Consider the following 25,484-nt stretch of genomic DNA (forward strand, 5'->3'; position numbering starts at 1 on the left):
AGACTTCTCTCCATGAACGCTTCGCCTCCCACTCCGTCCGGCCGCGTGTTCCGCTCCGACGCGCCCCTCGCGGCAGCGCCGGGCATGCTGCGCGTCGGAACCCGCGGAAGCGCGCTCGCCGTGTCGCAGACGACGATGGTCGCCGAGCAGATCGCCGCGGCGACCGGCCTCGATGTCGGCCTGGTCATCGTCACGACGCACGGCGATGTAACGCGCGCCCCGCTGTCGCAGCTGGGCGGCACCGGCGTGTTCGTGAGCGCGCTCCGGGATGCGCTCCTCGCCGGCGAGTGCGATCTGGCGGTGCACTCGCTCAAGGACCTGCCCACGGGGGCGTGCCCCGGCACCGTGCTCGGCGCCGTTCCCGCGCGAGCCGACGCGCGCGACGCGCTGTGCGCGCGCGACGGCCTCACCCTCGCCGATCTCCCCGAGGGCGCCCGCGTCGGCACCGGTTCGCCGCGCCGCGCCGCGCAGCTCCGGTCGCGGCGCCCCGACCTCGACGTGCACGATCTGCGCGGCAACGTCGACACCCGTCTCGGCCGCGTCGGGGTCGACCTCGACGCCGTGGTGCTCGCCGCGGCGGGGCTCGACCGTCTCGGTCGCGCGACGGCCATCACCGAGCGCTTCCCGTTGACCGATGTTCCGGCCGCTCCGGGCCAGGGTGCGCTCGCGATCGAGGTGCGCGAGGCCGACGCGGCGGCGGAGCCGTTTGCCCGCGCGCTCGCCGCCCTGGACGACGCCGAGGCGCGTGCGACCGCGCTGGCCGAGCGCGCCCTGCTCGCCGCACTGGAGGCGGGGTGCGCCGCCCCGATCGGCGCCTGCGCCGAGGTCGCGGGCGACGCGCTGCGGCTGCGGGCGGTCGTCTACCGGGTCGACGGCTCCGCGCAGCTGAGCGCGGAGCGCGAACTGCCCTGGCTCGGCGCCGAATCCGGGGCCGACGCAGAATTCGACGCCGACCGTGATGCCGACGCCCGCGAGCGCGCTGCGCGCGCGCCCGAGGAGCTCGGCCGGCGGGTCGCCGCAGCCCTGCTCGCCGAGGGGGCGGCCGATCTCGCGCCGCTCGGGGGCGCATGAGCGACGAGGATCGCGCACACGCAGACGGGCTGCGCGACGCGCGCGTGCTCGTCACGCGCGGCGGCGCCGCAGGCGAGCGCGACGCCGAGGCCGTGCGCGTTCGCGGGGGCCTGGCCGTGCGGTCTCCGCTCACCGTGATCGCACCGCCGGCCGATCCCGCGCCGCTCGCCGCCGCCGCCGCGGCGTGGAACCGGGGCGAGTACGACTGGCTGCTCGTCACGAGCGCGAACGCCGCCGACGCGTTCGCCGCCGTCGGCGCCCGCCCGCCGCACCGCTCGGAGCCGGGCGCGCCGCGGGTCGCCGCGGTGGGGCCCGCGACCGCCGACGCGCTCCGCGCGCACGGCTTCGATCCCGATCTCGCGCCCGCCGCAGACTATTCGGCGGTCGGGCTCGCCGAGGCGCTCCTCGCGCTCCCGGGCGAGGCCGCGCTGCGCTTCCTGCTGCCCGTGTCGGAGCTCGCCGACCGCACCCTCGAGTCGGCGCTCGAACGCGCCGGTCACCGCATCGACCGCGTGAGCGCGTACCGCACGCAGCCGGCACCGCGCGACGCGGCGGTCGAGTCGCGCGTGCGCGCGGGTGATATCGACGTGATTCTCGTGCTGAGCGCCTCCGGTGCGCGCGAAGTCGCACGCCGCTTCGCGCCCCTGCCCGCGGAGGTGCAGCTCGCGGCGATCGGCGCCCCGACCGCCCGTGCCCTCGCCGAGCACGGCCTCGCCGCAGGCGTCACCGCCGATCCGCACACCGTCGCGAACCTGCTCGACCGGGTCGCCCGCGCCCGGTTCCCGAACCCCTCAGGAGGAAGCCCCCGATGATCCCCACCGTTCGCCCCCGCCGCCTGCGCACGAGCCGAGCCATGCGCCGCCTGACGGCCGAGACCCGGCTGCACGCCGCCGATCTCGTGCTGCCGCTCTTCGTGCGCGAGGGCATCTCGGAGCCGCAGGCCATCTCGTCGATGCCCGGCGTCTTCCAGCACACGATCGACTCGCTGCGCCGCGCCGCGGTCGAGGCGGCGACCGCCGGAGTCGGGGGCGTCATGCTCTTCGGCGTGCCCGAGGTGCGCGACGCCGTGGGCAGCGCGGCCGACGACCCGAACGGCATCCTCAACGTGGCGACGCGTGCCATCGCCGACGAGGTGGGCGACGCCCTGGTCGTGCAGACCGATCTCTGCCTCGACGAGTTCACCGACCACGGCCACTGCGGGGTGCTGCAGGTCGCCTCGGCCGACAGCGATCGGATCGTCGTCGACAACGACGCGACGCTCGAACGCTACCGGGCCATGGCGCTCGCCCAGGCCGAGGCGGGCTCAGCGCTGCTCGGGCTCTCGGGCATGATGGACGGCCAGGTCGCCTCCGTGCGCGACGCCCTCGACGCGGCGGGGTTCCAGGACACGGCGATCCTCGCCTATTCCGCCAAGTACGCCTCGGCGTTCTACGGGCCGTTCCGCGAAGCGGTCGACTCGCAGCTCGTGGGGGATCGCCGCACCTACCAGCAGGATCCCGCCAATCGCCGCGAAGGGCTGCGCGAGGCCGAGCTCGATCTCGCCGAGGGGGCCGACATCGTGATGGTGAAGCCGGCGATGAGCTACCTCGACGTGCTCGCCGACGTCGCCGCCGTGAGCCCCGTGCCCGTCTGGGCCTACCAGGTGTCGGGGGAGGCTGCCATGATCGAAGCGGCTGCCGCGAACGGCTGGATCGATCGCGAGCGCGCCATCGAGGAATCGGTGGTGAGCATCAAGCGCGCCGGAGCCGATACCGTGCTCACCTACTTCGCCACCGAGCTCGCCCGAGGGCTCTGAGCCGCCCCGCCGACCCGTTCGACCGCACCCGACCTCCAGGATGGAACCGATGCACGCACACCAGATCCCCCACCCCGAGGCCGCCGCGAGCGCGGCGCTCTCCGCACGCGCCGCGCGCGTCATCCCCGGCGGCGTGAACTCGCCGGTGCGCGCCTACGGCTCGGTCGGCGGCACCCCCCGCTTCCTCGTCTCGGGTTCGGGCCCGTACGTCACCGACGTCGACGGCAACGAGTACGTGGACCTCGTCGCCTCCTGGGGGCCGGCGCTCCTCGGGCACGCCCACCCCGCCGTCGTCGACGCCGTGCAGCAGACGGCCGCGCGCGGGCTCGGCTTCGGAGCCTCGGTGCCGCAGGAGGCGGAGCTCGCCGAAGAGATCATCGCGCGCATGCCGGTCGTCGAGCGGGTGCGCCTCGTCTCGACGGGCACCGAGGCCACCATGACGGCGATCCGCATCGCCCGCGGCGCGACGCGGAGGCCGCTCGTCATCAAGTTCGCGGGCCACTACCACGGCCACTCCGACGGACTCCTCGCGGAGGCGGGATCCGGGCTCGCGACGCTCGCGATGCCGGGCTCCGCGGGCGTGACGGCTGAGACGGCCGCGCAGACCCTCGTGCTGCCCTACAACGATCTCGACGCGCTCGAGGCCGCGTTCGCGGAGCACGGCGATCGCATCGCCGCCGTCATCGCCGAGTCCGCCGCCGCGAACATGGGCGTGCTGCCGCCGATGCCCGGCTTCACCGAGGCGATGATCCGGCTCGCCCATGCGCACGGCGCGCTCGTGATCCTCGACGAGGTGCTCACCGGCTTCCGCGCCGGCCCCTCGGGGTTCTGGGGCATCGAGCAGGATCGCGTCGCCGCGGGCGTCGCGCCCGATCTGCTCACCTTCGGCAAGGTCGTCGGCGGAGGCCTGCCGCTCGCGGCGCTCGGCGGTCGCGCCGAGCTGATGGAGCTGCTCGCGCCTCTCGGCCCCGTCTACCAGGCCGGCACCCTCTCGGGCAATCCGCTCGCCGTCGCCGCGGGCCTCACGACGCTGCAGCACGCCGACGCTGCGGCCTACTCGCGGTTGTCGCACGCGGCCGACGTGCTCACCGGAGCGGTGACGGCGGCGCTCGCGGATGCCGGAGTGCCGCATCGCGTGCAGCGCGCCGGCACGCTGTTCAGCGTGCTGTTCGGCGAGTTCCCCGACGCGCCGCGCGGGTACGCCGAGGTGCAGCAGCAGAACGTCGCGGCGCACCGCGCGTTCTTCCACGCGATGCTCGAGCAGGGGGTCAATCTACCGCCGAGCGCGTTCGAGGCGTGGTTCGTCACCGCCGCGCACGACGACGCGGCGCTCGCCCGCGTCGTCGACGCGCTGCCCGGGGCGGCTCGGGCGGCGGCCGGCGCGGGCGCCTGAGCTCGGGTCGTGGCGACCGCCTGCGGGCGCCCGTTGTCGCCCGGTGCGACGGCGGCGCGCTCGGCGGCTCGGGCGCGCGGCGCGGTCGGCGACGCGGGGGAGTAGGCTTCCGGGGTGCGAGAAACGATCCAGATCCGCCGCGTCCGCCCCGAGGAGTACGACGCCGTCGGGGCGATGGTGCGCGCGGCCTACGCGGGCGACTACACCCTGAACGACGAGTACCTCGCCGAGATCGAGGACGTCGCGGGGCGCGACGAGGTCTCGGAAGTGCTCGTCGCCGTCGACCGCGGCACCGGCGACCTGCTCGGCACGATCACCCTTCCCCGGGCGGGCGAGCGGTTGATCGACGACACCGCCGAGAACGAGTTCGACGTGCGCCTGCTCGGCGTCTCCCGTGCGGCCCGCGGGCGCGGCGTCGGCCGGGCGATCATGCGCCACGCGGCCGACGTGGCGCGCTCGCGCGGGCTCGACCGGGTCGTGCTGCACACGGGCGAGCAGATGCTCGCGGCGCAGCGCCTCTACGAGCGGATGGGGTTCGTGCAGATTCCCGAGCGCGAGTTCACCATCGAGCGCGACATCGGCCCGCTGCGCATCCTGTCGTACGGCCTCGACGTCGACCGCGTGACGGCGTAGCGGCGCCGCGCCCGGGTCGCCCGGGGAGGCCCGCACGACGTCGGGCGCCGGCAGCCGGCGCCTCAGCCGCTCAGGCGGCGCGGGCGACGAGCGCTTCGACGGCGCTCTCGAAGAACCGCAGGCCGTCGGTGCCGGAGCGCATCGCGTCGGGCATGTCGGGCCCGAAGCCCGCCTCGACCGCGTGCTCGGGGTGCGGCATCAGGCCGACCACGTTGCCGCGCTCGTTGGTGAGCCCGGCGATGTCGCGCAGCGATCCGTTCGGGTTCACGCCCGCGTAACGGAAGGCGACGAGCCCCTCGCCCTCGAGGTAATCCAGGGTCTCCTCGTTCGCGATGTAGCCGCCATCGCCGTTCTTGAGCGGGATCACGATCTCCTCGCCCGGCTGGAAGCGGTGAGTCCACGCCGTATCGGCGTTCTCGACGATGAGTCGCTGATCGCGGCGGATGAACTGCTGGTGAGCGTTGCGGATGAGCCCGCCGGGCAGCAGGTGCGACTCGACGAGCACCTGGAAGCCGTTGCAGATGCCGAGCACCGGCATCCCGCGATTCGCGGCGGCGACGACCTCCGTCATGATCGGCGAGACCGCTGCGATGGCCCCGGGGCGCAGGTAGTCGCCGTAGCTGAAGCCGCCGGGCAGCACGATCGCCTCCACGTCCTGCAGATCGTGGTCGGCGTGCCAGAGGGCCACCGGCTCGCCCTCGGCGCGGCGGATCGCGCGCTGCGCGTCGCGGTCGTCGAGGGAGCCGGGGAAGGTGACGACCCCGATCCGCGGCATCAGCGGCCCTCGCCGGCGAGCGCGTCGGCGACGGATGCGTCGGCGGAGACGTGAACGCCGTCGACGCTGATCGCGACGACGTCTTCGATGACCCCGTTCGACAGGATGTCGTCGGCGACCTGGCGCACCTCGTCGAGCACCGCGTCGGTCACCTCGCCGGCGACCTGGAACTCGAAGCGCTTGCCGATGCGCACGTTCTCGAACTTCTCGTGGCCGAGACGAGCGAGCGCCCCCGTGGTGGCCTTACCCTGCGGGTCGAGCAGCTCGGCCTTGGGCATGACATCAACGACAATCGTGGGCACCCGGGATCTCCATTTCTCGTGGTGAAGCTACTGCATATTCTCGCACGGATCGCACGGCGGGGGATCGCGCGGCCGCTCAGACGGCGACGGGAGCGTACGGCGGTTCTCCGCCGGTCAGCCGCACGTACAGCTCGCGGTACCGGTCGTACGTCTGGGCGACGATCCGCTCGGGCAGCGCGGGGGGCTCGCCGGCGCGGTCCCAGTGCTCCGAGAGCCAGTTGCGCACGATCTGCTTGTCGAAGGAGGCGAGGCGATCCTGCCGGGGGAGGGAGGTGTCGTGATAAGCGGATGCATCCCAGTACCGGGAGGAGTCGCTTGTGAGCACCTCGTCGGCGAGCACGAGCTCGCCGGTGCGCGGGTCGCGCCCGAACTCGAACTTGGTGTCGGCGAGCACGACGCCGCGGGCGGCCGCGAGATCGCGAGCGGCGGTGAAGATGCGCAGCGACGCGTCGCGCAGCGCGGTCGCCGCCTCTGCGCCCACCAGCTCGACGCTGCGCTCGAAGGTGATGTTCTCGTCGTGCTCCCCGAGGGGGGCCTTGTACGCGGGCGTGTAGATCGGGGTGTCGAGCAGATCGCCGTCGCGCAGCCCGGCGGGCAGCTCGATGCCGCAGACCGCGCCCGTGCGCTCGTACTCGGCGTAGCCCGATCCGGTGAGCGCGCCGCGCACGACGCACTCGATCGGGTGCATCTCGAGCCGACGCGTCAGCATCGCGCGATCGGCGACCTCGGCGGGCACCTCCGGAGCGGCCGCGCGGTCGCCGACGAGATGGTTCGGGAGGTCGATGCGCGCGAACCACCAGTTCGACAGCGCGGTGAGCAGTGCGCCCTTGCCCGGAATGGGCGGTTCGAGCACGTGGTCGAACGCGCTCACGCGGTTGCTCGCGACGACGAGCAGGTGCGCGTCCGATCCATCGGCGGGCGTGTAGAGGTCGCGAACCTTGCCCGAGTAGATGTGGCGCCAACCGGCGAGCTGCGTGGGTGCGGGGAGTGTGGTCACCCCTCCATTCTCGCACTGCGCATCGCGCCGGGTGCGGGCGCGGGATCGCGTGACGGGCGCCACCGCCCCGGTTTCGGCGGCAATACTCCGACAGGCGGCCGATTGGAACCCGGTTGTCAGGGGGTGACGTTACGCTCGGTACCAAGTCGGGAACTCGCGCCTGGGCCGAGCTTCCGGAGGCCGGTCGCTGAGGCCGGCGCGAGAGATCTGAGGAGAAGTATGATCCCGCTGGGGCCTGTGGTGGCGCGGAGTCGAGTGGGCGTCGCGCGAGCCGCTGCCTGGACGTATCTCGTGGAGCCCGATCGCCGCGCCGAGTGGTGGCCCGAGCTGCAGCTCGACGCCCGCGTGGGCGGCGTCGTCGCCGAGCAGTGGTCCGAGGGCGAGGGCGACGCGATGGTCAGCCGCGACGCCTCGGGAACGGTTGACGTGTGGGTCGAGGGCCACGCGGTGGGCTTCACCTGGCGTGAGGCCGGCGACGAGCGCGACACGGCGGTGCTGATCACGCTGCGCACCCAGGGGGTCGACACGGGCATCACCGTGACGGAGACGGGCTTCGACGCCCTTCCCTCGGCAGGCGAGCGGGCGGCGGCCTCTCAGGAGGGCTGGCAGGTGCTGCTGCGCGACCTGAAGTCGGCGCTCGAGGCGGCGCAGGCGGCGGGCGCCTTCGGCGACCGGGAGCAGCCGGATGCGGGCGCGGGGTCGGCCGTGGCTGCCGGTTCGGCGGCTGCCGGTTCTGCGACTGCCGCTGGTGCCGCGGCCGGCGAGGAGAATGCTGATGCTGATGCTGATGCTGATGCTGATGCTGACGCGGTCGCGGACGCGGGCGATGCGGAGGCCGAGGCGAGCGACGCGGCCGACGCGAGCGCCGGTGCCGGTGGCGAGCTGGAGGTGCTCGAGCCCGAGGTCGACGGCGAGATCGACGACACGGTCGCGGCGTCGGGGTCGGCCGACGACGCCCCGGCGATCGAGATCGACGCCGAGCTGGCGGTCGGCGACCACCCCGAGCTCGAGACGAATCCCGTCACCGTGATCTCGGGCGACGAGGCCGATTCCCCGCGCGAAGCAGACGGCGCCGACGCGGAATCCGAGCGCGGCCACGACCTCGACGAGACCATCCAGATCGACCGCTCCGAGCTGCCGACGGCGCAGAGCCCCGAGTCCCGGCGGGAGTCGGACGCGGGCCGCGGCGAGACCGAAGCGCCGAGCGACCCGGAGGAACCCGACTTCGACACGCTGATCCGCGGCGAGTAGCGCCGCGTCAGGCGACGCGCGCCGCGATATCCGTTCGCGACTGGCCGCCCTCGAGCGAGATCTCCGCGACCCCCGCGTACGCGCGCTCGCGCGCCTCGGCGAAATCGGCGCCGCGCGCGACGACGCCGAGCACGCGGCCGCCCGTCGCGATCCACCCGCCATCCGCCGTGCGCGCCGTCGCGGCATGCACTACGTGCACGCCGGGAAGCGCCGCGGCGGCCTCGATGCCGGTGATCTCCCGACCCGTCGCCGCCTCGCCCGGGTAGCCCTCGCTGGCCACCACCACGATGACAGCCGGGTCCGCGGAGAAGGCGGGCTCGGGCTCCGCCGCCAGTGCGCCGTTCGCCGCCGCCAGCAGATACCGGCTGAGCGGCGACTCGAGCCGCGCAAGCACCACCTGCGTCTCGGGGTCGCCGAACCGCGCGTTGAACTCGATCACGCGCACGCCCTGCGCCGTCACGATGAGGCCGCAGTACAGCAGACCGACGAACGGCGTGCCCTCGGCTTCGAGCTGCCGCACAGTCGGCAGCGCCACCGTGCGGGTGATCTCGTCGACGAAGTCGTCGTCGACCCAGGGGAGCGGGGAGTACGCGCCCATGCCGCCGGTGTTCGGCCCCTGGTCGCCGTCGAAGATGCGCTTGTAGTCCTGCGCGGGGCTCAGCGGCAGCACGTCGTGCCCGTCGGCGAAGAAGAAGAGCGACACCTCCTGCCCGTCCAGGAACTCCTCGATGAGGACCTCCCCGTGCGGGGCCCAGGTGGCGACGTGCGCGAGCGCTGCGTCGCGATCCTCGGTCACGAGCACGCCCTTGCCGGCGGCGAGCCCGTCGGCCTTCACCACGTACGGTGCGCCGAACTCGTCGAGCACCGCCCCGGCGGCCTCCGCAGAGGCGACGCGGGAAGCCCGCCCGGTGGGCACCTGCGCCTCGTCCATGATGCGCTTCGCGAACGCCTTCGAGCCCTCCAGCTGGGCGGCGGCGCGATCCGGCCCGAAGACCGGAACCCCGGCGGCGCGCAGCGGATCCGCCACCCCCGCGACGAGCGGCGCTTCGGGGCCGATCACGACGAGGTCGAAGCCGCGATCCTGCACGAACGAGGCGACCGCCTGCGGGTCGGTGTACGCGAGCTCCGGGGTCTCGACACCGCTCGCAGCGATGCCCGCGTTGCCCGGTGCGCAGACGATCTCGTGATCGGCGCCCTCCGCGAGGAGAGCGAGGACGATGGCGTGTTCGCGGGCGCCGGGGCCCAGGACGAGGATCTTCACGCGCTCCAGACTACCGAAGCGCGGATAGGCTGGAATCGTGGCGAAGCGCAGGATACCGATCGACGACGGACGTGCGGCCCTCTCGGCCGTGCGGGCCGGCAGCACCGCGCGCACCGAGGTGGCGACCGCCGTGCGCTACCTGCTCGAGGAGCTCGCCGAGCGCGCTCCCGGCAACACGGTCGAGGTGCGGGTGCCGCCCTACGGGGCGACCCAGTGCGTGAGCGGCCCGAGGCACACCCGGGGCACGCCCCCGAACGTGATCGAGACCGATGCCGAGACCTGGATCGCGCTGGCATGCGGCGACGTCGGCTGGAGCACGGCGATCGGCGACTCCCGCGTCGTCGCCTCGGGATCGCGCGCCGTGCTGACGGGGCTGCTCCCGCTCGTGCGCGAGTACCCAGTCGAAGCTGAGACACTAGAGGCATGAGTCAGTCCGATCCTCCGACGGGCCTCCCTGCGCGGGAGCCCGCCGACGCCGCACCCGCAGCGGAGGCGCCCGCAGCACCCTCAGCGGATGCGCCCGCAGCACCCGCACCCGCACCCGAGTCGCCCGCGGCGGAGCCCGGCGATACGCCGGTCGACCGCGAGCCGATCGTCGAGGTCGCGCAGCGCGAGGTCGCCATCGAGCGCTCGGTGCGGGTCGGCCGCATCGTCATCGGCGGGATCGTCGCCGGGGCGGTCGTCGCGATGCTCGCGTGCCTGTTCTTCCCGATCGAGGAGGGCGCCGAGTATACGCTCGGCCAGATCGTCGGGTTCATGGCGCTCATCGGAGCGGCCATCGGCGCGGGCCTCGCCGGGCTCTTCGCGATCCTGCTCGGGGCAGCGGTGCGGCGGCAGCGCGGCACCGGTATCGCCATACAGTCCGACGTGCGATAATCCCCTCAACAACGATTCGGAGAAACTGCCATGCTCGGTAACCTCACAGGGATGCACCTCGTCGCCATCCTCTTCATCATCCTGCTGATGTTCGGCGCTCCGAAGCTTCCCGCACTGGCGAAGAGCCTCGGCCAGTCGATGAAGATCCTCCGGAAGGAGGTCGGGAGCGACGCCGAGAAGACCGCGGAGACGACCCCCTCCACCACCCAGACGGACGCCTCCTGACCGTCCCGTCGCAACGATCGGAGACTGCTTTCCATGATCGGTAACCTCTCAGGGCCGACGTTGATCGTCATCCTGTTCATCGTGCTGCTGCTGTTCGGTGCGCCGAAGCTCCCCGCACTGGCGAAGAGCCTGGGGCAGTCGATGAAGATCCTGCGCAAGGAAGTCAGCTCGGATCGCGACGGCTCCGGCAGCGACGCCGCGCCCGCATCCCCGACGACGCCCGCCGATCCCGCCGCACCGCCGGCGGCCCCGACTGCTCCGGCCGCCCCGAGCGACCCGACGACGCCGGTGGCTCCGCCCGTCGTTCCCCCGGCCCCGCCGGCCGCTCCCGAGCAGCCGCCCGCGACCGGTGCCGGTCAGGGCGGCCCCGCCGACGCGCCGCACGCCCCGCAGCGCCCGGTCGATCCCGAAGACCCGAATCGCTAGACCGACGAACGAACGACGAACCCCTCCCGCCGCATCCGGCCGGAGGGGTTCGTCGTATGCGCGGGCGCGCGCGGGCGACGCGCGCGCCGCCCGCGGTCAGCTCTCCTGCGTCGCCTCGACCCAGGAGAGGTACTCCTCGTCGACGCTGCCCGTGATGTACTCGCCCGTGAAGCAGCTCTGCTCGAGCTCGGTGACGCGATCCTGACCCGCGAGAATCGCGCGGTTCATGCCCTCGACGCTCATGTACACGAGATGGTCGGCGTTCAGCTCGGCGGCGATCTCCGCCGGGGTGCGCTCGTGCGCGATCAGCTCGCTGCGCGACGGCATGTTGATGCCGTAGACGTGCGGGAAGACGACCGGCGGCGCGGCCGACGCGAAGATGACCGACTTCGCACCCGCGGCGCGCGCCATCTCGACGATCTCGCGCGAGGTGGTGCCGCGCACGATCGAGTCGTCGACGAGCAGAACGTTCTTGCCGGCGAACTCCGAGCTCATCGCGTTGAGCTTCTGGCGCACGCTGCGCTTGCGCACGGCCTGCCCCGGCATGATGAACGTGCGGCCGACGTAGTGGTTCTTGAAGAACCCCTCGCGATACGGCACGCCCAGGCGCTGCGCGAGCTGCATCGCGCTCGGTCGACCCGAATCGGGGATCGGCATGACGACATCGATGTCGACGTCGGGCAGCTCCGCCTGCACCTGCTCGGCGAGCACGTCGCCGAGACGGAGCCGCGCCTCGTACACCGAGATCCCGCTGAGCACGGAGTCGGGGCGGGCGAGATAGATGTACTCGAACGCGCACGGCACCAGCCGGGTCTCGGCGGCGCACTGCTGCGAGGTCATCTTGCCGTCGGGGGAGATGAGGATCGCCTCGCCGGGCTCCACGTCGCGCACGCGCTCGTATCCGCCCGACTCGAGCACCAGCGACTCCGAGGCGACGACCCATTCGTCGCTGCCGTTCGCCCCCGTGCGACGCCCCAGCACGAGCGGCCGGATCCCGAACGGGTCGCGGAAGGCGAGCAGGCCGTAGCCGGCGATGAGCGCGATCGCGGCGTACGACCCTTCCACGCGCTCGTGCACGCGCGAGACCGCCGCGAACACCTGCTCGGCGTCGAGCGAGAGGCCGCTGATGGTCGACTGCAGCTCGTTGGCGAGCACGTTGAGCAGCAGCTCGGTGTCGGAGTGGGTGTTGAGGTGGCGGCGGTCGACGTTGTAGAGGTCGGCGGTCAGCTCGCGGGTGTTGGTGAGGTTGCCGTTGTGCACGAGGATGATGCCGTACGGGGCGCCCACGTAGAACGGCTGCGCCTCGTCCTCGGCGGCCGCGGAGCCGCGCGTCGCGTACCGCACGTGGCCCAGGCCGACGTTGCCGGTGAGACTCCGCATGTCGCGGGTGCGGTAGGCCTCGCGCACCTGGCCCTTGGCCTTCACCATGTGGAAGAAGTCGCCGTCGAGCGTGGCGATGCCCGTCGAATCCTGGCCGCGGTGCTGCAGCAGCAGGAGGCTGTCGTAGATCTGCTGGTTGACGGGTTCGGGTGAAACGATACCGACGATGCCGCACATGCTGTTGTGAATGCTCCCTGCGAGGTGGGTGATGCGTCGAGTCGAGGTGACGCACCGCCTAGTCTCCCACACGAGGCCGCACGAACGGTCGGCGCCCGCAATCGCAGGGCGGTGCACCGCAGGGTACGCTGTTCGGGTGAGCGAAAACGCGTCGATCTATGCCCAGTCCGGAGTCGATACCGCTGCCGGTGATCTGGCCGTCGAGCTGATGAAATCCGCAGTGGCGCGCACGCACGGCCCCGAGGTGGTCGGCGGCGTCGGCGGGTTCGCCGGGCTCTTCGACGCATCCGCTCTGAAGGAGTACCGCCGCCCGCTGCTCGCCAGCGCCACCGACGGCGTGGGTACGAAGGTCGCGATCGCCCAGGCCATGGACATCCACGACACCATCGGCCAGGATCTCGTCGCGATGATCGTCGACGACATCGTCGTCGTCGGCGCCAAGCCGCTCGCCATGACCGACTACATCGCCTGCGGCAAGGTCGTGCCGCAGCGCATCGCCGACATCGTGCGCGGGATCGCGCAGGCCTGCGAGGCCACGGGCACGGCGCTCGTCGGCGGCGAGACCGCGGAGCACCCCGGTCTGCTCGGCGTCGACGACTACGACGTCGCCGGCGCCGCGGTCGGCGTCGTCGAGGCCGACCGCGTGCTCGGGCCGGAGCGCGTCGCCGACGGCGACGTGATCCTCGCCCTCGGCGCCTCCGGGCTGCACTCGAACGGATTCTCGCTCGTGCGGCACATCCTGGCCGAGCGGGGCGTCTCGTACACGGACCGCAGCGCCGAGCTCGGCGCGAGCTACGGCGAGGCGCTGCTCGTGCCGACTGCGCTCTACACGTCGCCCCTGCTGCGCGTGCTCGACGACCCGGCGCTCGACGGCGCCGTCCACGCCCTCTCGCACGTCACCGGCGGGGGCATCGCGGCGAACCTCGCCCGCGTGCTGCCGGTCGGCACCTGGACGGAGCTGGATCGCGGCGCGTGGTCGCCGCTCCCCGTCTTCCGCCACCTCGCCGATCTCGGCGGGCACACGCTCGAGTCGGTCGAGGGTGCCTGGAATCTCGGCGTCGGCATGTTCGCCGTCGTGGACGCCGCATCGGCGCAGCACGTCGCCGCCGCGCTGACCGCCGAGGGGCTCGACGTGTGGGTCGTGGGCGAGGTCTCCGCGTCGGCGCGCGATCTCGACGGGTTCGAGCAGGGCGCGAAGGGCGTGCATGGAGGCGCGGTGCGCCTCGTGGGGTCGTACGCGGCCTGATCGGTGCGGCGGGCTCGGGGACCGGATCCTGCTCGCGCGGATCCTGCTCGCTCGAGTGTGCCTCGCCCGGATCCTGCTCGCGCGGATCCTGCTCGCTCGAGAGCCCGCGAAAGCTCAGTTCGTGCTCGCGCAAGAGCCTGCCCGGTGCAGAATCGCGCTTTGGGCGATCCTGCAGCCTGATGGTGAGGCGTGCCAGCGATGCCAGAGCCTCACCACAGGAGGGGGCGGGTCAGGCGTCGGCGCGCTCGATCAGTGCCGTCGCGATCACGGCGAGGCCCTCCCCGCGCCCGGTGAACCCGAGGCGGTCCGTGGTGGTCGCGGCGAGTGAGACAGGGGCGCCGACGAGCGCCGACATCGCGCGCTGAGCCTCGGTGCGGCGGGCCGCGAAGCGCGGACGCTCGCCCACGATCTGCACGGACACGTTGACGGGCGCCCAGCCGTCTGCGGCGAGGCGGGCGAGCGCCGCCGTCACGAACCCGGTGCTCGCGGCCCCGGCCGCGGCCGGATCATCGACCCCGACCAGCTCCCCGATATCGCCGAGGCCGGCGGCCGAGAGCAGCGCGTCGACCACCGCGTGGCACACCGCGTCGCCGTCGCTGTGCCCGGCGAGCGCGGGCTCGCCCGGCCAGTCCAGCCCGGCTAGCCGCAGGCCGCCGCCCTCAGCGGGGCCGCCGCCGCCCCCGCTCCCGGCATCCGCGTAGGCGTGCACGTCGACGCCGATGCCGACGCGGATCACTGCTCGGGCTCCAGCCCGGCCGCGTTCGCCGCGAGGAAGTGCTCGAGGATCGCGATGTCGTCGGGCGTCGTCAGCTTGTGGGCGCGCATCTCGCCGGGCACGGTCCGCACGCGTCCGCCGCCGCGCTGCACCACGTCGGCGTCGTCGGTCGGGGCGGCGCTCTGCAGCTCGGCGTCGGCGTACGCCGCGGCGAGGAGTTCGCGCGGAAACCCCTGCGGAGTCTGCACGCCGACGAGCGCGTCGCGATCCACCGTCTCGTGCACGAGTCCGTCGGCGTCCACGCGCTTCAGCGTGTCGGTGACGCGCAGCGCGGGTACGACACCGTCGCCCGTCGCCCGCACCTCGGCGATCACCCGCTCGAAGAGCGCGGCGCTCGCGAAGGGGCGCGCGGCGTCGTGCACGAGCACGGTGTCGATGGACTCGGGCAGCGCGTCGAGGCCGAATCGCACGGACTCGTAGCGCTCGCGTCCGCCGGCGACGACCGACACCTCCCAGCGGGTGCGCTCGGGCAGCACCTGCTCGACGAGTTCGAGTGCGCGCGCCGCGTGCGACTCGGGCACGACCACGACGAGGTGGCCCGCGTGGGGGAGCGACGTGACGACGCCGACGCCGAATTCGATGAGCGGGCGCCCGTGCAACTCGGTGAACGCTTTCGGCTGCGCGGCGCCGAGTCGCCGCCCGCTGCCGGCGCCGACGAGCACGACGCCGAGCGCGGCGAGCGGGTGCGGAACGGCGTCGTCCGCTTCGGTGAGAAAGGCTGAGCTGCTCATGCGCCCAGGCTACTCGGTGGGGCGCCGCCGGGCGGGGCGGGATCGGGCCGGATCGGCGATACGCGATCCGGCGCTCGTCACGAGGCCAGCACCTCGTCGACGAGCGAACCGGCGCTCGCCTCGTCGGTCCGCTCGGCGAGGGCGACCTCCGAGACGAGGATCTGCCGGGCCTTGGCGAGCATGCGCTTCTCGCCGGCGGAGAGGGCGCGGATGTCGCGGTCGCGGCGCCACAGGTCGCGCACCACCTCGGAGACCTTGAACACGTCGCCCGAGGCGAGCTTCTCGAGATTGGCCTTGTAGCGCCGCGACCAGTTCGTCGGCTCCTCCGTGAAGGGCGCGCGCAGCACGTCGAAGACGCGCTCGAGGCCCTGCTGATCGATCACGTCGCGCACGCCGACGAGCTCGCAGTTCTCGGCCGGAACCTCGATCGTCAGGTTGTCCTCGTCGACCTGCAGCGTGAGGAAGGTCTGCTCCCGGCCGCCGAGCCTGCGCTGCTTGACCGCCACGATCTTCGCTGCACCATGGTGGGGATACACCACCGTCTCTCCGACCTCGAACTGCATCGAACGGCTCCTTCACGATCCGCGCTCAGAATATCACAGCGCACGGAGAAGTTAGGAGAGCCTAAGCTGCACCTCACGGGCGCCACCGATAAGATGATCTCAACTGTGCGCTCGTGTTTCGGTGCGCAATTCGCGGATCACCATACGGCTCGGAGGACCACCTTGAAGACTCGGATCGCCTCGACCGTCGCTGTTGCGGCGGCCATCGTGCTCGGCGCGACCGGCTGCAGCCTCGTCGCTCCGATCGCCACCGCCACCCCGTACGGCCCGAGCGACGGAGTCAACGTCGACGTCGGAGCGGTCGACGTGCGCAACATCATGCTCGTGGCCGACGAGTCGGGCGAGAACTTCAACGTCGTGTTCGGCGCGGTCAACCAGTCGGGCGAGCCGCAGGATCTCACCATCACGTTCATCGGGTCGGGATCGCAGCAGGCGAGCGCCGAGTTCGAGGTGCCCACGGGCAACACGCTATTCGGCGATCCCGAGGGCGAGCAGACGCCCGTGCTCGTGACGCTCGACGGGCTCGAGGTCGGGTCGACCATCGAGGCGTACTTCCAGATCGCCGGATCGCCGGAGGTGCCCTACCAGGTGCCCGTGCTCGACGGCACGCTCGAGGAGTACCGCCAGTACGTGCTCCCCGAGAACTTCAGCGCCGACGAGAACGGCGACAGCACGGTCGGCGACGAGATCACCGAGGCCGACGAGGTCGCGGATCAGTCGAAGGTCGGCGACGATGTGACCGACGAAGAGGCGGCGCAGGCCGAGTAGGCTCGCTCGACGGCCCCCGCATCCGAGAGGATCGCGGGGGCTTTCTCATGCGCGGCGTGCTGCGGCCCGCTCGGCCCCGTCTGCCGTGTGCGCGCGTCCGTGAGAGATTCGGCGTCGGTGAGCCGGGTGCCTCGGAGAGGAGCTCACGGAAGTCGAATCTCTCACCGAGGCCGGCGCGGCGCCGCACCGAGGCCGGCGTGACGCCGCACTGAGGCCGGCGCGACGCCGCACCACCCGCTACCCGAAGCGGTAGCCCACCCCGCGCACCGTCGAGATCAGCTTCGGCTTCGACGGCTCCTCCTCGATGCGGGCCCGGATGCGCTTGATGTGCACGTCGAGGGTCTTCGTGTCGCCGTAGTAGTTGCTGCCCCACACCCGGTCGATGAGCTGACCCCGGGTCAGCACGCGGCCCGCATGCCGCATCAGCATCTCGAGCAGCTCGAACTCGCGCAGCGGCATGGAGATCTCCTCGCCGCGCACGGCGACCGCGTGCCGCTCGGAGTCGAGGCGGATCCCGAGCTCGTCGAGCACCAGCGCGTCGAAGTCGTCGGCCCGTTCCTCCTCGACGGATCCCGACCTCCGCAGTGCGGCGCGCACGCGGGCGAGCAGCTCGCGCGTGGAGTAGGGCTTCGTGATGTAGTCGTCCGCCCCGAGCTCGAGGCCCACGACGATGTCGATCTCGCTGTCCTTCGCGGTGAGCATGATGACCGGCACCTGCGAGGTCTGGCGGATCGCTCGGCAGACCTCCGTGCCGGGCAGACTCGGCAGCATCAGGTCGAGCAGCACCAGGTCGGGCTGCGCAGCCGCGAACGCGGTCACCGCCTCCGCCCCGTCGTCGACCACGGTGACCCGGTAGCCCTCGCGCTCGAGCAGGTACGAGAGCGGCCGGGAGATCGACTCCTCGTCTTCGACGAGCAGGATGTGCTGTGCCACTACTGTGGTCCTTTCTCGTGACCCGACTCCGCCGGAGCCGGGGCGTTCATGCGTGCCGCCTGGTTCGCGAGCCCCGCCGACTTCATCGCGCGCTTCGCCTTCTTCACGCGCTTCGCGCTCTTCGACGAGTCGTTCTCCGGGTGGAGCGGGAAGGTGAGCGTGAAGCTCGATCCCACGCCCTGCTGCGACCACACGTCGACGTCGCCGCCGTGCGCGCGCATCGTGTGCCGGGCGATGCTCAGCCCGAGCCCGGTGCCGCCGTCCACCCGCGTGCGGGCGCCGTCGACCCGGTAGAAGCGCTCGAAGATGCGCGGCAGGTGCTCGGGGGGGATGCCCTCGCCCTGATCGGTGACGGTCACGACGAAACGATTCTTCTCCCGCGCCATGCCCACGCCCACGCGGCCGCCCTCCGGGGAGTGGCGGATCGCGTTGCTGAGCAGGTTGGCGACGGCCGAGCTGAGCGAGGTGGGGCGTCCCAGGATCACCGCGTCCCGCTCCCGGGCATCGTCGGCCGTGACGACCAGGTCGACGTGATGCTGCTCGGCGAACGCGCGGTGCGTCTCGACCTCGGCGCGCACGAGGTCGATCAGCGACACGGATTCGCGATCCTCGGGACGCAGCGTCGACTGCGCCTCCGAGAGCTGGATGATGTCGCGCGAGAGCTCGCCGAGGCGGCGCGACTCCTTCACGAGGCTCTTCGCGAAGTCGCGCACGAGCACGGGATCGTCGGCCGCCTCCTGCACCGCCTCCGCGAGGAGCCCGATCGCCGCGATGGGCGTCTTCAGCTCGTGACTCACGTTCGCGATGAAGTCGCGGCGCATCGCATTCACGCGCTGCTCCTCGCCCATGTCCTCCGCCAGGATCACGACGAACCGCTGCTGCAGGCGCACGATGTGGATGCGCACCGTGTCGGCCGGGTTGCTCGGATCCGGGTCGTGCGTATCGGGAACGCCCGACGTCATCACCCGGCGCACACGACTGAGGAACTCGGTGTCCAGGAGCTCCTCGTCGCTCAGGTGCCGTTCCTGGCGGGCCACCGGATTGACGTACACCGGCGCGAGCGACGAATCGAGCACGACGGCGAACGTGTCGACCTCGTCGAGGATCGCGGTGGCCACCTCGGGCAGCTCGGGCCGCATCTCCTTCGACCGTCGAACGCCCGCCGCGCGGGCGCCCACGATTGCTAGGGTGGTGCCTGCACCCACGACGATGCCCAGTGCCGTCGCCGCGAGTACGAGCAGGGTCGGGTCCATGCCTCTCATCGTAGATGTGCGCACAGACCCGAGACCCCAGAGTTCAACTGTTGTTTACCTGTTGGTGCGCCGCGGTTCATCGGTTCCGCCCAAACTGGTTGAGGTTGCGCGTCTGCGCAGACAAGAGAGGAAACCCCATGCGTGAGGTCTTTCAGCAGTCGCTCCGCGATGTGCAGGATCGCCTGGTACTGATCGCCGAGCTCGTCGAGCAGGCCATCACCGAGGCGACCACCGCCTTCGGTAGCTCCGACGTCGGGATCGCCGAGAAGGTGATCGACCGCGTCGAGGAGATCGAGATCCTGGCCGCCGAGCTCGATCAGCTGACCATCGACATCCTGGCCCGTCAGCAGCCCGTCGCCTCCGACCTGCGCCTCATGGTCGGGTCGCTGCGCATGAGCGCATCGCTCGAGCGCATGGCCGACCTGGCGCAGCACATCGCCCAGCTCGCCCGATACCGCTACCCCGAGAGCGCGATCCCGGCCGGGCTCACCAAGACGTTCGCCCGCATGGGCGCGCTCGACGTCGAGATGGCGCGCAAGATCGTGGATCTGCTGCGCACGCAGGATCCGCGGCTCATCGCCGAGGTGCGCGACCTCGACGACGACCTCGACGAGCTGCACGCCAAGGTGTTCGAGAAGGTGCTCAGCGACAACCTCGCCGAGACGCCCGCGAACGTGGTCGACTCGACCCTCGCCAGCCGGTACCACGAGCGCTTCGGCGATCACGCGGTCGGCATCGCGCGCCAGATCCAGTACTTCATCAGCGGCTCGCTCGACTGAGAGCGCTCGCGGCTCGCTGCTCCGCGCCCCGTTCGGCCCCGTGCCGGGCGGGGCGCCGTCGTACGCGGGCGTGACGCGGGCGGCTGCGGGTGTGGCGCGGGTGGCGCCGGCGGCTGCGGGTGGCGCGCGCTCCCGGAGCGCGCCGAGGGCGCGACGGTAGGCTGATACCCGTGAATCAACGCATCTACGACTCGCGCGCCCAGGCGGTCGTCGACTTCGCCCCGCTCGAAGCGGGCAGGGTCGGCCTCTACGTGTGCGGCCCGACCGTGCAGTCGGCACCCCACATCGGCCACCTGCGGAGCGCCCTCGTCTACGACCAGATGCGCCGGTGGTTCGCCGCCACGGGGCACGACGTCACGCTGATCCGCAACGTCACCGATATCGACGACAAGATCCTCGACAACGCGCGCACCGCCCGGGCGGAGCGCGGCTCCCGCGAGGAGTGGTGGGCGCTCGCGTACCGCGTCGAGCGCGTGTTCACCGCCGCGTACGACGCGATCGGCGTGCTCGCCCCCACGTACGAGCCCCGGGCGACCGCGAACATCCGCGAGATGGTCGAGCTCATCGAGCTGCTGATCGAGCGCGGGCACGCGTACCCGGCCGCTGACGGATCGGCGAGCGTCTACTTCGACACCGCCAGTTGGTCCGAGTACGGGGCGCTCACCCGTCAGCAGCGCGACCAGATGGAGGACGCGGCGGACTCCGAGCCGGTCGGCAAGCGCGACCCCCGCGACTTCGCGCTCTGGAAGGCGCACCGCGACGGCGAACCGCTCACCGCCGCATGGCCGTCGCCGTGGGGGCTCGGCCGCCCCGGATGGCACATCGAGTGCTCGGCGATGGCGACCCGGTATCTCGGCGAGGAGTTCGACATCCACGGCGGCGGGCTCGACCTCCGCTTCCCGCACCACGAGAACGAGCTCGCGCAGTCGCAGGCGGCGGGCCACGCGTTCGCGCGGCACTGGATCCACAACGGGCTCGTGAACACCGGCGGGCAGAAGATGTCGAAGTCGCTCGGCAACTCGCTGTTCGCCGAGGACCTGCTGGCCCGGGCGCGGCCGATCGTGCTGCGCTACTTCCTCGGATCGGCGCACTACCGCTCGGTGCTCGAGTACTCCGAGACCTCGCTCGCCGAGGCCGAGGCCGCGTTCTCGCGGATCGAGGGGTTCCTGGCGCGGGCCGCCGAGCTGCCGGGCTTCGCCGCACCGCTCGCCGCGCCGCTCGCCGCGCCTGCCGCCGACCGGCTGCCCGAGGCGTTCGTCGCCGCGATGCTCGACGATTTCGCGATCCCGCAGGCCCTCGCCGCGCTGCACGAGGCGGTGCGGGCCGGCAACTCGGCACTGGCCGACGGGGATGCGCAGCTCGCCGCCCGGCACGGCGTCGCAGTGTCGCGTATGCTTGACGTTCTCGGCTTGAATCCGCGCGACCCGCACTGGGCCGCGGGCAGCGCCGATACGAGCAACGCCGAGTCCGCACTCGGCGCCCTGGTCGATGACCTCCTCGCACAGCGCACCCGGGCGCGCGCAGACAAAGACTTCGCCACGAGCGACGCGATCCGCGACCGCCTGCTGTCGGCCGGCATCGTGCTCGAAGACACCCCGAACGGACCCCGCTGGAGCCTGACATGAGTAATAAGAAGAGCCGTACCGGCGCTGTCCGCAAGAAGGGCCTCGGCAAGGCCGTCGGATCGGGCGGGCAGGGGCGCCAGGCGCTCGAGGGCCGCGGCCCCACGCCGCGCGCCGAGGATCGCGAGTACCACGCGAAGTACAAGGAGAAGAAGGCCCGCGAGCGGTACGAGGCGGCGAAGGCGCGCTACACCGAGCGCACGGGCCGCCCCGCCGAGCGCGGCGGACGCTCCAAGAAGGACGAGAGCGAGCTCGTCACGGGCCGCAACGCCGTGCTCGAGGCGCTGCGCGCGAAGATTCCGGCGACCACGCTGTACATCGCGGCCCGCGTCGAGATGGACGATCGCATGCGCGAGATCCTCCGCATCGCGACCAACCGGGGGCTCGCCGTGCTCGAGATCATGCGGCCCGAGATGGATCGCATGGTCGAGCGCGACACCGTGCATCAGGGCGTCGTGCTGAAGGTGCCGCCGCTCGAGCACGCGCACCCCATGGAGGTGCTCGACGAGGTGATCGGCCGCGGCGAGATGCCGCTGTTCGTCGCGCTCGACGGCGTCACCGACCCGCGCAATCTCGGAGCGATCATCCGCTCCGTCGCCGCGTTCGGCGGGCAGGCGGTCATCGTGCCGCAGCGCCGCTCGGCCAGCCTCAACTCGGCGGCGTGGAAGACGTCGGCGGGGGCCGCCGCCCGGGTGCCGGTCGCGATGGCCTCGAACCTGACTCAGACGCTCAAGGAGTTCAAGAAGCAGGGCGTCTTCGTGGTCGGGCTCGACGGCGACGGCGACGTCTCGCTGCCCGGTCTCGAGCTGGCGGATCGCCCGGTCGTCGTGGTGGTCGGCAGCGAGGGCAAGGGTCTCTCACGCCTCGTCACCGAGACCTGCGACGCGGTGGTGTCGATTCCGATCTCGTCGGCGACCGAGTCGCTGAATGCGGGCATCGCGGCGAGCGTGTCGCTCTACGAGATCGCGCGCCTGCGGGCGGAGCGCGGGGAGCGCTGAGCCGGGGGCGTTGAGCGGCCCCGGCCGCGGGCGCGCGGCCGCAGCTGCGCGGCCCGCTCCCGCCGCCGCGCCTACGGCGAGCGGTCAGTTCGGTGCAGTACTCCGGCGAGTGGCGCACATTTCTGACCGCTCACGCCGCCGAAGGCGCCCACCCACGCTCACGCCGCCGAAGGGTGCCACCCCCGATCGCGCAGTGCGCTTTCGATCCGCGCGCGCAGTTCGTGGGTGCGCACGTACTGCAGGTCCGCTGTGACGCGAATCGGCCACCAGCCCGCGCTCGCGTAGGCGTGGTACTTGTCGATGTCGCGGTTCCACTGGGCCGCGAGCAGCCGGTGATGCGATCCCTCGTACTCGAGCGCGACCCGGTACTCGGGATACGCGAGCTCGCTCGCCCCGAGCAGCCGGCCGTTCGCGTCGTACACGTCGACATCGAGCTGAGGGGGCGGAAGCCCCCAGGTGTGCAGCCTGACGCGCAGGTGACTCTCGGGCGCCGATGCGCTCCCGGTAGCCAGGAGGGGAAGCGCGGCACGCAGCGCCGTGTTGCCGCGCCGACGCGTCGCGCAGATGATCGCCGCGAGCTCATCGCACGTCGCGTGCGGTGCGCGTTCGAGCCGCTGCGTTCCCGGGATGCGCGGACGGCGGATCACCGCGTCGCCGAGCGCTACGAGGTCGGGTAACGACAGGACGCCGCCGAGCATCGCCCACATGCTCGCGGGTGCCGCGGTCGGCAGGCCGCGCGAGGTGCCCACGCGCACCGATGCGGGCGCGAGACGGTGGCTGCGCACCCCGGGTGCGCGCGACACCCACCGGTCCGAGCAGCACGAGATGTCGACGTCGTCGTCGGATCGGGGAGGCACGGGGAGACCGAGGATCACGGCCGCGGTGGCGTGGCTGAAGAACTGGCCGCGGGAGAGCGTTCTTGATATCGCGCGGGCGTTCGCGATCTGCTGCCGGCGCCAGCGCACTGCACGGTGCTCGCCCGCCTCGTCGGGGCTCGCGACGCCGACGCGGCGGTACACGCCGCGCGTCACCCGCGCGACATCAGGGGCGGCCAGGCGGCGTGAGGAGAGGCCCGCGGCTCGCGCTTCGGCCGCGGTGAACGCAGCGCTCAGGGCGTCGGGAAGGGGCACGCGTGCTCGGGGCATACGCCGAGCCTGACACCTCTCGCGCACGCGGTGCGTGCGGAGTCGCGGTTCGTGGATAAGTGTGCGCGCCGAGCGCCGCGCCAGCTCTGTGAGCGGTGCTTCTGCCGGGCCGCGTCTGGTTCTCCGGCGTGACCGGTCAGTTCGGTGCGCTATTCCGGCCCGAAGCGCATGATACTGACCGCTCACCGGTGGCGGGGCGGGCGGGGCCGGGCGGGGCGGGCGGGGCCGGGCGGGCGGGCGGAGCGCGGGGGCGCAGAGCGTGGGGCGCGGAGCGCGGCCGCTAGGCTGGAGGGCGTGCCGACCGCCGACTTCTCCCTGCTCCTGCCGGTGTACGCCGGCGACGACGCCGCATTCGTGCGGGCCGCGTTCGAGAGCTCGGTCGACGCCCAGACGCTGCGCCCGGCCGAGGCGGTGATCGTGCAGGACGGGCCGGTGCCCGCCGCGCTCGCCGCCGAGCTCGACCGCCTCGTCGCCGAGAGTCCCGTTCCGGTGCGGCTCGTGCGACTCCCCGAGAATCTCGGGCTGGCGGAGGCCCTCAACCGGGGTCTCGATGCCGCGCGGCATCCGGTGGTCGCCCGCATGGACGCCGACGACGTCTCAGTGCCCGAGCGCTTCGCCCGCCAGTGGGAGCTGATCGACGCGGGCTTCGACCTCGTGGGCACGGGAATGGCGGAGTTCGAGTCGGATCCGGATCGCCCGGTCTCGGTGCGCACCCCGCCGGTCGGGGCGGAGCGCATTCGCGCGCATGCCCGCACGCACAACCCGTTCAACCATCCGACGATGATGTACCGCGTCGCCGCGCTCGACCGCGTCGGCCGCTACGAGCCGTTCGGCAGGATGGAGGACTACTGGCTCGGCGTGCGCCTCATCGACGCCGGAGCCCGGGTGGAGAACATCGCCGAGCCGCTGCTGCGGTACCGGGTGGGCGCGGGAGCGTTCGCCCGGCGCGGCGGTTGGGCCGAGGCGCGCACCGAGTGGCGGTTGCAGCGCGAACTGCTGCGCATGGGGTTCGTGTCGGCCCCGCAGTACGCGCGTAATGTGGTGATGAAGGGCGCGTACCGCCTGCTGCCCGCGGGGGTGAAGCGGCGGCTCTTCAGGGGGCTGATCAGCCGTGGGCTGCCCGGCGACCGGGCGTAGCCCGGGAGTTCACTCGCCCGCGAAGATCTGACCCGCGGCGCTCCGCTTCTCGGCCTGGAAGCCGTCTTCGGCGCGGCCGAGCGCCCAGTACGCGGAGAGCGAGAGCGCCCGCCGCTCGATGCCCCAGGTGTCGTGCAGCAGCACGCGGAGCTGCTGCATCGCGCCGCGCTCTCCGTGCGCGAATACCTCGGGGTGGCGGTCGGGCTGCGGCAGGGCGCGCACGGCCTCGACGAGCACCGTGCCGTGCTCGGCCGCGCTGCCGTCGGCACGGGTGCGGTGCAGCCACCGCACCTCGATGCCGGCGGGGTGCGCGAGCTCGATCTCGTCGGCCGCGTCGCCGACCTCGACGAGCACGAGCCCGGTGGCGCTCGCCGGGGTGGCTTCGAGGGCGGCCGCGATGGCGGGGAGCGCCGACTCGTCGCCGAGGTAGAGGCGTGGCACCTGCGCGTCGATGGACGGCTCGAACATGCCGCCGGGGCCCGAGAAGCAGAGGCGCTCACCCGGGGTCGCCGCGGCCGCCCACGGGCCCGCGACGCCCTCGTCGCCGTGCACGACGAAGTCGATGGCGAGCGTATCGGTCGCGGTGTCGATCGAGCGGATCGTGTAGGTGCGGCGCACCGGAAGGTCTTCGAGCGGCAGGCGCTCGCGCAGCTGCTCGAGGTCGTACGGCGGTTCGAGGCCGAGTTCGGGTTTGGCGAAGAGCAGCTTCACGTACTTGTCGGTCTTGGCGAGCCGTGCGGGATCGGCCTCGCCCATGAACGCGGCGAAGTCCTCGCCGCCGAGGTGCACGCGCACGAGGTGCGGGCTGATGCGCTCGGTGCGTTCGACGGTCAGGACTCGCGCGGGGCCGCCCCGGCGGGGGCGAGAGGTTTCGTTCACCCCCTTACCGTACCCCCGTGGCGGGCACGTTCTCCAGCTTCATCGGATGAATGGCGGATCGGGGCGGCGACGGCGCGGCGCGACTAACATGAA

Annotated in this window: 28 protein-coding genes; 16 read left to right on the top strand and 12 right to left on the bottom strand. The window is 72.4% G+C overall.

From position 1 onward, the window contains the following. The first annotated feature begins 12 nt into the window (after positions 1 to 12). The 5 genes from hemC (at position 13) to BLT44_RS06005 (ending at position 4,892) form a co-directional block, all read left to right on the top strand. The gene (hemC, locus tag BLT44_RS05985) at positions 13 to 1,071 is read left to right on the top strand and encodes a hydroxymethylbilane synthase (protein ID WP_083351974.1); all 1,059 of its coding nucleotides are present in this window, start codon (positions 13 to 15) and stop codon (positions 1,069 to 1,071) included. Beyond that, complete coding sequence (locus BLT44_RS05990) at positions 1,068 to 1,883, top strand: uroporphyrinogen-III synthase (protein WP_074690020.1); 816 nt, start codon at positions 1,068 to 1,070, stop codon at positions 1,881 to 1,883. The genes hemC and BLT44_RS05990 overlap by 4 nt, the downstream gene beginning before the upstream one ends. Then, on the top strand, positions 1,880 to 2,866 hold the full coding sequence (gene hemB / locus BLT44_RS05995; protein WP_010157872.1) for a porphobilinogen synthase: 987 nt from the start codon (positions 1,880 to 1,882) through the stop codon (positions 2,864 to 2,866). The genes BLT44_RS05990 and hemB overlap by 4 nt, the downstream gene beginning before the upstream one ends. Before the next feature lie 49 nt (positions 2,867 to 2,915). Continuing rightward, positions 2,916 to 4,259 (top strand): glutamate-1-semialdehyde 2,1-aminomutase, encoded by a 1,344-nt coding sequence (gene hemL, locus BLT44_RS06000; RefSeq protein WP_074690022.1) that lies wholly within the window; start codon positions 2,916 to 2,918, stop codon positions 4,257 to 4,259. A gap of 114 nt (positions 4,260 to 4,373) precedes the next feature. Then, the gene (locus BLT44_RS06005) at positions 4,374 to 4,892 is read left to right on the top strand and encodes a GNAT family N-acetyltransferase (protein ID WP_074690024.1); all 519 of its coding nucleotides are present in this window, start codon (positions 4,374 to 4,376) and stop codon (positions 4,890 to 4,892) included. A 70-nt stretch (positions 4,893 to 4,962) separates the two neighbouring features. Here BLT44_RS06005 and purQ read toward each other — a convergent pair whose 3' ends face one another. From purQ to BLT44_RS06020, 3 genes are all read right to left on the bottom strand, one after another. Continuing rightward, positions 4,963 to 5,670 (bottom strand): phosphoribosylformylglycinamidine synthase subunit PurQ, encoded by a 708-nt coding sequence (gene purQ / locus BLT44_RS06010; RefSeq protein WP_143026003.1) that lies wholly within the window; start codon positions 5,668 to 5,670, stop codon positions 4,963 to 4,965. Next, positions 5,667 to 5,969, bottom strand: coding sequence for a phosphoribosylformylglycinamidine synthase subunit PurS (purS, locus tag BLT44_RS06015; RefSeq protein ID WP_010154957.1), 303 nt, complete (start codon positions 5,967 to 5,969; stop codon positions 5,667 to 5,669). Before purS ends, purQ begins: the two co-directional genes overlap by 4 nt. Positions 5,970 to 6,045: 76 nt before the next feature. Next, entirely contained in the window at positions 6,046 to 6,966 is a 921-nt protein-coding gene (locus BLT44_RS06020) for a phosphoribosylaminoimidazolesuccinocarboxamide synthase (RefSeq protein ID WP_010154956.1), read from the bottom strand. A 219-nt stretch (positions 6,967 to 7,185) separates the two neighbouring features. Here BLT44_RS06020 and BLT44_RS06025 point away from each other — a divergent pair, with 219 nt between their 5' ends. Then, complete coding sequence (locus BLT44_RS06025) at positions 7,186 to 8,217, top strand: SRPBCC family protein (RefSeq protein WP_081473279.1); 1,032 nt, start codon at positions 7,186 to 7,188, stop codon at positions 8,215 to 8,217. Positions 8,218 to 8,224: 7 nt separating this feature from the next. Here the strand turns inward: BLT44_RS06025 and purD are convergent, their stop codons facing one another. Continuing rightward, positions 8,225 to 9,478: a phosphoribosylamine--glycine ligase gene (purD, locus tag BLT44_RS06030; protein WP_010154954.1), complete on the bottom strand. Its 1,254-nt coding sequence runs from the start codon at positions 9,476 to 9,478 to the stop codon at positions 8,225 to 8,227. A 37-nt stretch (positions 9,479 to 9,515) separates the two neighbouring features. Here purD and BLT44_RS06035 point away from each other — a divergent pair, with 37 nt between their 5' ends. From BLT44_RS06035 to BLT44_RS16035, 4 genes are read left to right on the top strand one after another with little or no spacing between them, the layout of a single operon-like run. Beyond that, positions 9,516 to 9,905 (top strand): sterol carrier family protein, encoded by a 390-nt coding sequence (locus BLT44_RS06035; RefSeq protein ID WP_010154953.1) that lies wholly within the window; start codon positions 9,516 to 9,518, stop codon positions 9,903 to 9,905. Then, on the top strand, positions 9,902 to 10,354 hold the full coding sequence (locus BLT44_RS06040; protein WP_010154952.1) for a hypothetical protein: 453 nt from the start codon (positions 9,902 to 9,904) through the stop codon (positions 10,352 to 10,354). The genes BLT44_RS06035 and BLT44_RS06040 overlap by 4 nt, the downstream gene beginning before the upstream one ends. A 30-nt stretch (positions 10,355 to 10,384) precedes the next feature. Further along, positions 10,385 to 10,579, top strand: a complete 195-nt coding sequence (locus BLT44_RS06045; protein WP_010154951.1) for a twin-arginine translocase TatA/TatE family subunit — start codon at positions 10,385 to 10,387, stop codon at positions 10,577 to 10,579. A gap of 33 nt (positions 10,580 to 10,612) precedes the next feature. After that, a complete protein-coding gene (locus BLT44_RS16035; RefSeq protein ID WP_083351976.1) occupies positions 10,613 to 11,005 on the top strand; it encodes a Sec-independent protein translocase subunit TatA/TatB in 393 nt (130 codons plus the stop codon). 96 nt (positions 11,006 to 11,101) lie between these two features. On the opposite strand, the gene purF is transcribed toward BLT44_RS16035, so the two are convergent. Continuing rightward, on the bottom strand, positions 11,102 to 12,562 hold the full coding sequence (purF, locus tag BLT44_RS06055; RefSeq protein WP_010154949.1) for an amidophosphoribosyltransferase: 1,461 nt from the start codon (positions 12,560 to 12,562) through the stop codon (positions 11,102 to 11,104). 136 nt (positions 12,563 to 12,698) lie between these two features. On the opposite strand from purF, the gene purM reads away from it, so the two are divergent. After that, on the top strand, positions 12,699 to 13,808 hold the full coding sequence (gene purM / locus BLT44_RS06060; RefSeq protein ID WP_029608043.1) for a phosphoribosylformylglycinamidine cyclo-ligase: 1,110 nt from the start codon (positions 12,699 to 12,701) through the stop codon (positions 13,806 to 13,808). Positions 13,809 to 14,037: 229 nt separating this feature from the next. Here purM and ispF read toward each other — a convergent pair whose 3' ends face one another. From ispF to BLT44_RS06070, 3 genes are all read right to left on the bottom strand, one after another. Further along, positions 14,038 to 14,544: a 2-C-methyl-D-erythritol 2,4-cyclodiphosphate synthase gene (ispF, locus tag BLT44_RS15880; protein ID WP_083351977.1), complete on the bottom strand. Its 507-nt coding sequence runs from the start codon at positions 14,542 to 14,544 to the stop codon at positions 14,038 to 14,040. Beyond that, positions 14,541 to 15,314, bottom strand: a complete 774-nt coding sequence (ispD, locus tag BLT44_RS15885) for a 2-C-methyl-D-erythritol 4-phosphate cytidylyltransferase (protein ID WP_010154945.1) — start codon at positions 15,312 to 15,314, stop codon at positions 14,541 to 14,543. Before ispD ends, ispF begins: the two co-directional genes overlap by 4 nt. Positions 15,315 to 15,391: 77 nt before the next feature. Continuing rightward, positions 15,392 to 15,877 (bottom strand): CarD family transcriptional regulator, encoded by a 486-nt coding sequence (locus BLT44_RS06070; RefSeq protein WP_010154944.1) that lies wholly within the window; start codon positions 15,875 to 15,877, stop codon positions 15,392 to 15,394. A 162-nt stretch (positions 15,878 to 16,039) separates the two neighbouring features. On the opposite strand from BLT44_RS06070, the gene BLT44_RS06075 reads away from it, so the two are divergent. Beyond that, entirely contained in the window at positions 16,040 to 16,645 is a 606-nt protein-coding gene (locus tag BLT44_RS06075; protein WP_010154943.1) for a hypothetical protein, read from the top strand. 237 nt (positions 16,646 to 16,882) lie between these two features. On the opposite strand, the gene BLT44_RS06080 is transcribed toward BLT44_RS06075, so the two are convergent. Together BLT44_RS06080 and BLT44_RS06085 are read right to left on the bottom strand one after the other, a co-directional pair. Then, entirely contained in the window at positions 16,883 to 17,578 is a 696-nt protein-coding gene (locus BLT44_RS06080) for a response regulator transcription factor (RefSeq protein ID WP_010154941.1), read from the bottom strand. Continuing rightward, positions 17,578 to 18,831, bottom strand: coding sequence for a sensor histidine kinase (locus BLT44_RS06085; RefSeq protein WP_010154940.1), 1,254 nt, complete (start codon positions 18,829 to 18,831; stop codon positions 17,578 to 17,580). The genes BLT44_RS06080 and BLT44_RS06085 overlap by 1 nt, the downstream gene beginning before the upstream one ends. Positions 18,832 to 18,968: 137 nt before the next feature. Here BLT44_RS06085 and phoU point away from each other — a divergent pair, with 137 nt between their 5' ends. The 3 genes from phoU (at position 18,969) to rlmB (ending at position 22,230) form a co-directional block, all read left to right on the top strand. Continuing rightward, positions 18,969 to 19,610, top strand: a complete 642-nt coding sequence (gene phoU / locus BLT44_RS06090; protein ID WP_010154939.1) for a phosphate signaling complex protein PhoU — start codon at positions 18,969 to 18,971, stop codon at positions 19,608 to 19,610. A gap of 170 nt (positions 19,611 to 19,780) precedes the next feature. Then, on the top strand, positions 19,781 to 21,235 hold the full coding sequence (cysS, locus tag BLT44_RS06095; protein ID WP_010154938.1) for a cysteine--tRNA ligase: 1,455 nt from the start codon (positions 19,781 to 19,783) through the stop codon (positions 21,233 to 21,235). Continuing rightward, the gene (gene rlmB / locus BLT44_RS06100) at positions 21,232 to 22,230 is read left to right on the top strand and encodes a 23S rRNA (guanosine(2251)-2'-O)-methyltransferase RlmB (RefSeq protein ID WP_010154937.1); all 999 of its coding nucleotides are present in this window, start codon (positions 21,232 to 21,234) and stop codon (positions 22,228 to 22,230) included. The genes cysS and rlmB overlap by 4 nt, the downstream gene beginning before the upstream one ends. A 158-nt stretch (positions 22,231 to 22,388) precedes the next feature. On the opposite strand, the gene BLT44_RS06105 is transcribed toward rlmB, so the two are convergent. Continuing rightward, positions 22,389 to 23,375, bottom strand: coding sequence for a hypothetical protein (locus BLT44_RS06105; RefSeq protein WP_010154936.1), 987 nt, complete (start codon positions 23,373 to 23,375; stop codon positions 22,389 to 22,391). Positions 23,376 to 23,669: 294 nt separating this feature from the next. Here BLT44_RS06105 and BLT44_RS06110 point away from each other — a divergent pair, with 294 nt between their 5' ends. Next, complete coding sequence (locus BLT44_RS06110) at positions 23,670 to 24,512, top strand: glycosyltransferase (RefSeq protein ID WP_010154935.1); 843 nt, start codon at positions 23,670 to 23,672, stop codon at positions 24,510 to 24,512. Between the two features lie 9 nt (positions 24,513 to 24,521). On the opposite strand, the gene BLT44_RS06115 is transcribed toward BLT44_RS06110, so the two are convergent. Further along, complete coding sequence (locus BLT44_RS06115; RefSeq protein WP_010154934.1) at positions 24,522 to 25,391, bottom strand: siderophore-interacting protein; 870 nt, start codon at positions 25,389 to 25,391, stop codon at positions 24,522 to 24,524. Positions 25,392 to 25,484: the final 93 nt, after the last annotated feature.

Origin of the sequence: Leucobacter chromiiresistens (assembly GCF_900102345.1) — a bacterium.
GTDB lineage: Bacteria > Actinomycetota > Actinomycetes > Actinomycetales > Microbacteriaceae > Leucobacter > Leucobacter chromiiresistens.

Excerpts from the sequence above, each read along its gene's own strand:
- BLT44_RS16035 (WP_083351976.1), top strand. The coding sequence starts at position 10,613 with ATGATCGGTAACCTCTCAGGGCCGACGTTGATCGTCATCCTGTTCATC.
- ispD (WP_010154945.1), bottom strand. The coding sequence starts at position 15,314 with ATGAGCAGCTCAGCCTTTCTCACCGAAGCGGACGACGCCGTTCCGCAC.
- purF (WP_010154949.1), bottom strand. The coding sequence starts at position 12,562 with ATGTGCGGCATCGTCGGTATCGTTTCACCCGAACCCGTCAACCAGCAG.
- BLT44_RS06040 (WP_010154952.1), top strand. The coding sequence starts at position 9,902 with ATGAGTCAGTCCGATCCTCCGACGGGCCTCCCTGCGCGGGAGCCCGCC.
- BLT44_RS06070 (WP_010154944.1), bottom strand. The coding sequence starts at position 15,877 with ATGCAGTTCGAGGTCGGAGAGACGGTGGTGTATCCCCACCATGGTGCA.
- BLT44_RS06105 (WP_010154936.1), bottom strand. The coding sequence starts at position 23,375 with ATGCCCCGAGCACGCGTGCCCCTTCCCGACGCCCTGAGCGCTGCGTTC.
- hemL (WP_074690022.1), top strand. The coding sequence starts at position 2,916 with ATGCACGCACACCAGATCCCCCACCCCGAGGCCGCCGCGAGCGCGGCG.
- hemB (WP_010157872.1), top strand. The coding sequence starts at position 1,880 with ATGATCCCCACCGTTCGCCCCCGCCGCCTGCGCACGAGCCGAGCCATG.
- rlmB (WP_010154937.1), top strand. The coding sequence starts at position 21,232 with ATGAGTAATAAGAAGAGCCGTACCGGCGCTGTCCGCAAGAAGGGCCTC.
- hemC (WP_083351974.1), top strand. The coding sequence starts at position 13 with ATGAACGCTTCGCCTCCCACTCCGTCCGGCCGCGTGTTCCGCTCCGAC.
- phoU (WP_010154939.1), top strand. The coding sequence starts at position 18,969 with ATGCGTGAGGTCTTTCAGCAGTCGCTCCGCGATGTGCAGGATCGCCTG.
- BLT44_RS05990 (WP_074690020.1), top strand. The coding sequence starts at position 1,068 with ATGAGCGACGAGGATCGCGCACACGCAGACGGGCTGCGCGACGCGCGC.
- BLT44_RS06045 (WP_010154951.1), top strand. The coding sequence starts at position 10,385 with ATGCTCGGTAACCTCACAGGGATGCACCTCGTCGCCATCCTCTTCATC.
- BLT44_RS06025 (WP_081473279.1), top strand. The coding sequence starts at position 7,186 with ATGATCCCGCTGGGGCCTGTGGTGGCGCGGAGTCGAGTGGGCGTCGCG.
- BLT44_RS06085 (WP_010154940.1), bottom strand. The coding sequence starts at position 18,831 with ATGGACCCGACCCTGCTCGTACTCGCGGCGACGGCACTGGGCATCGTC.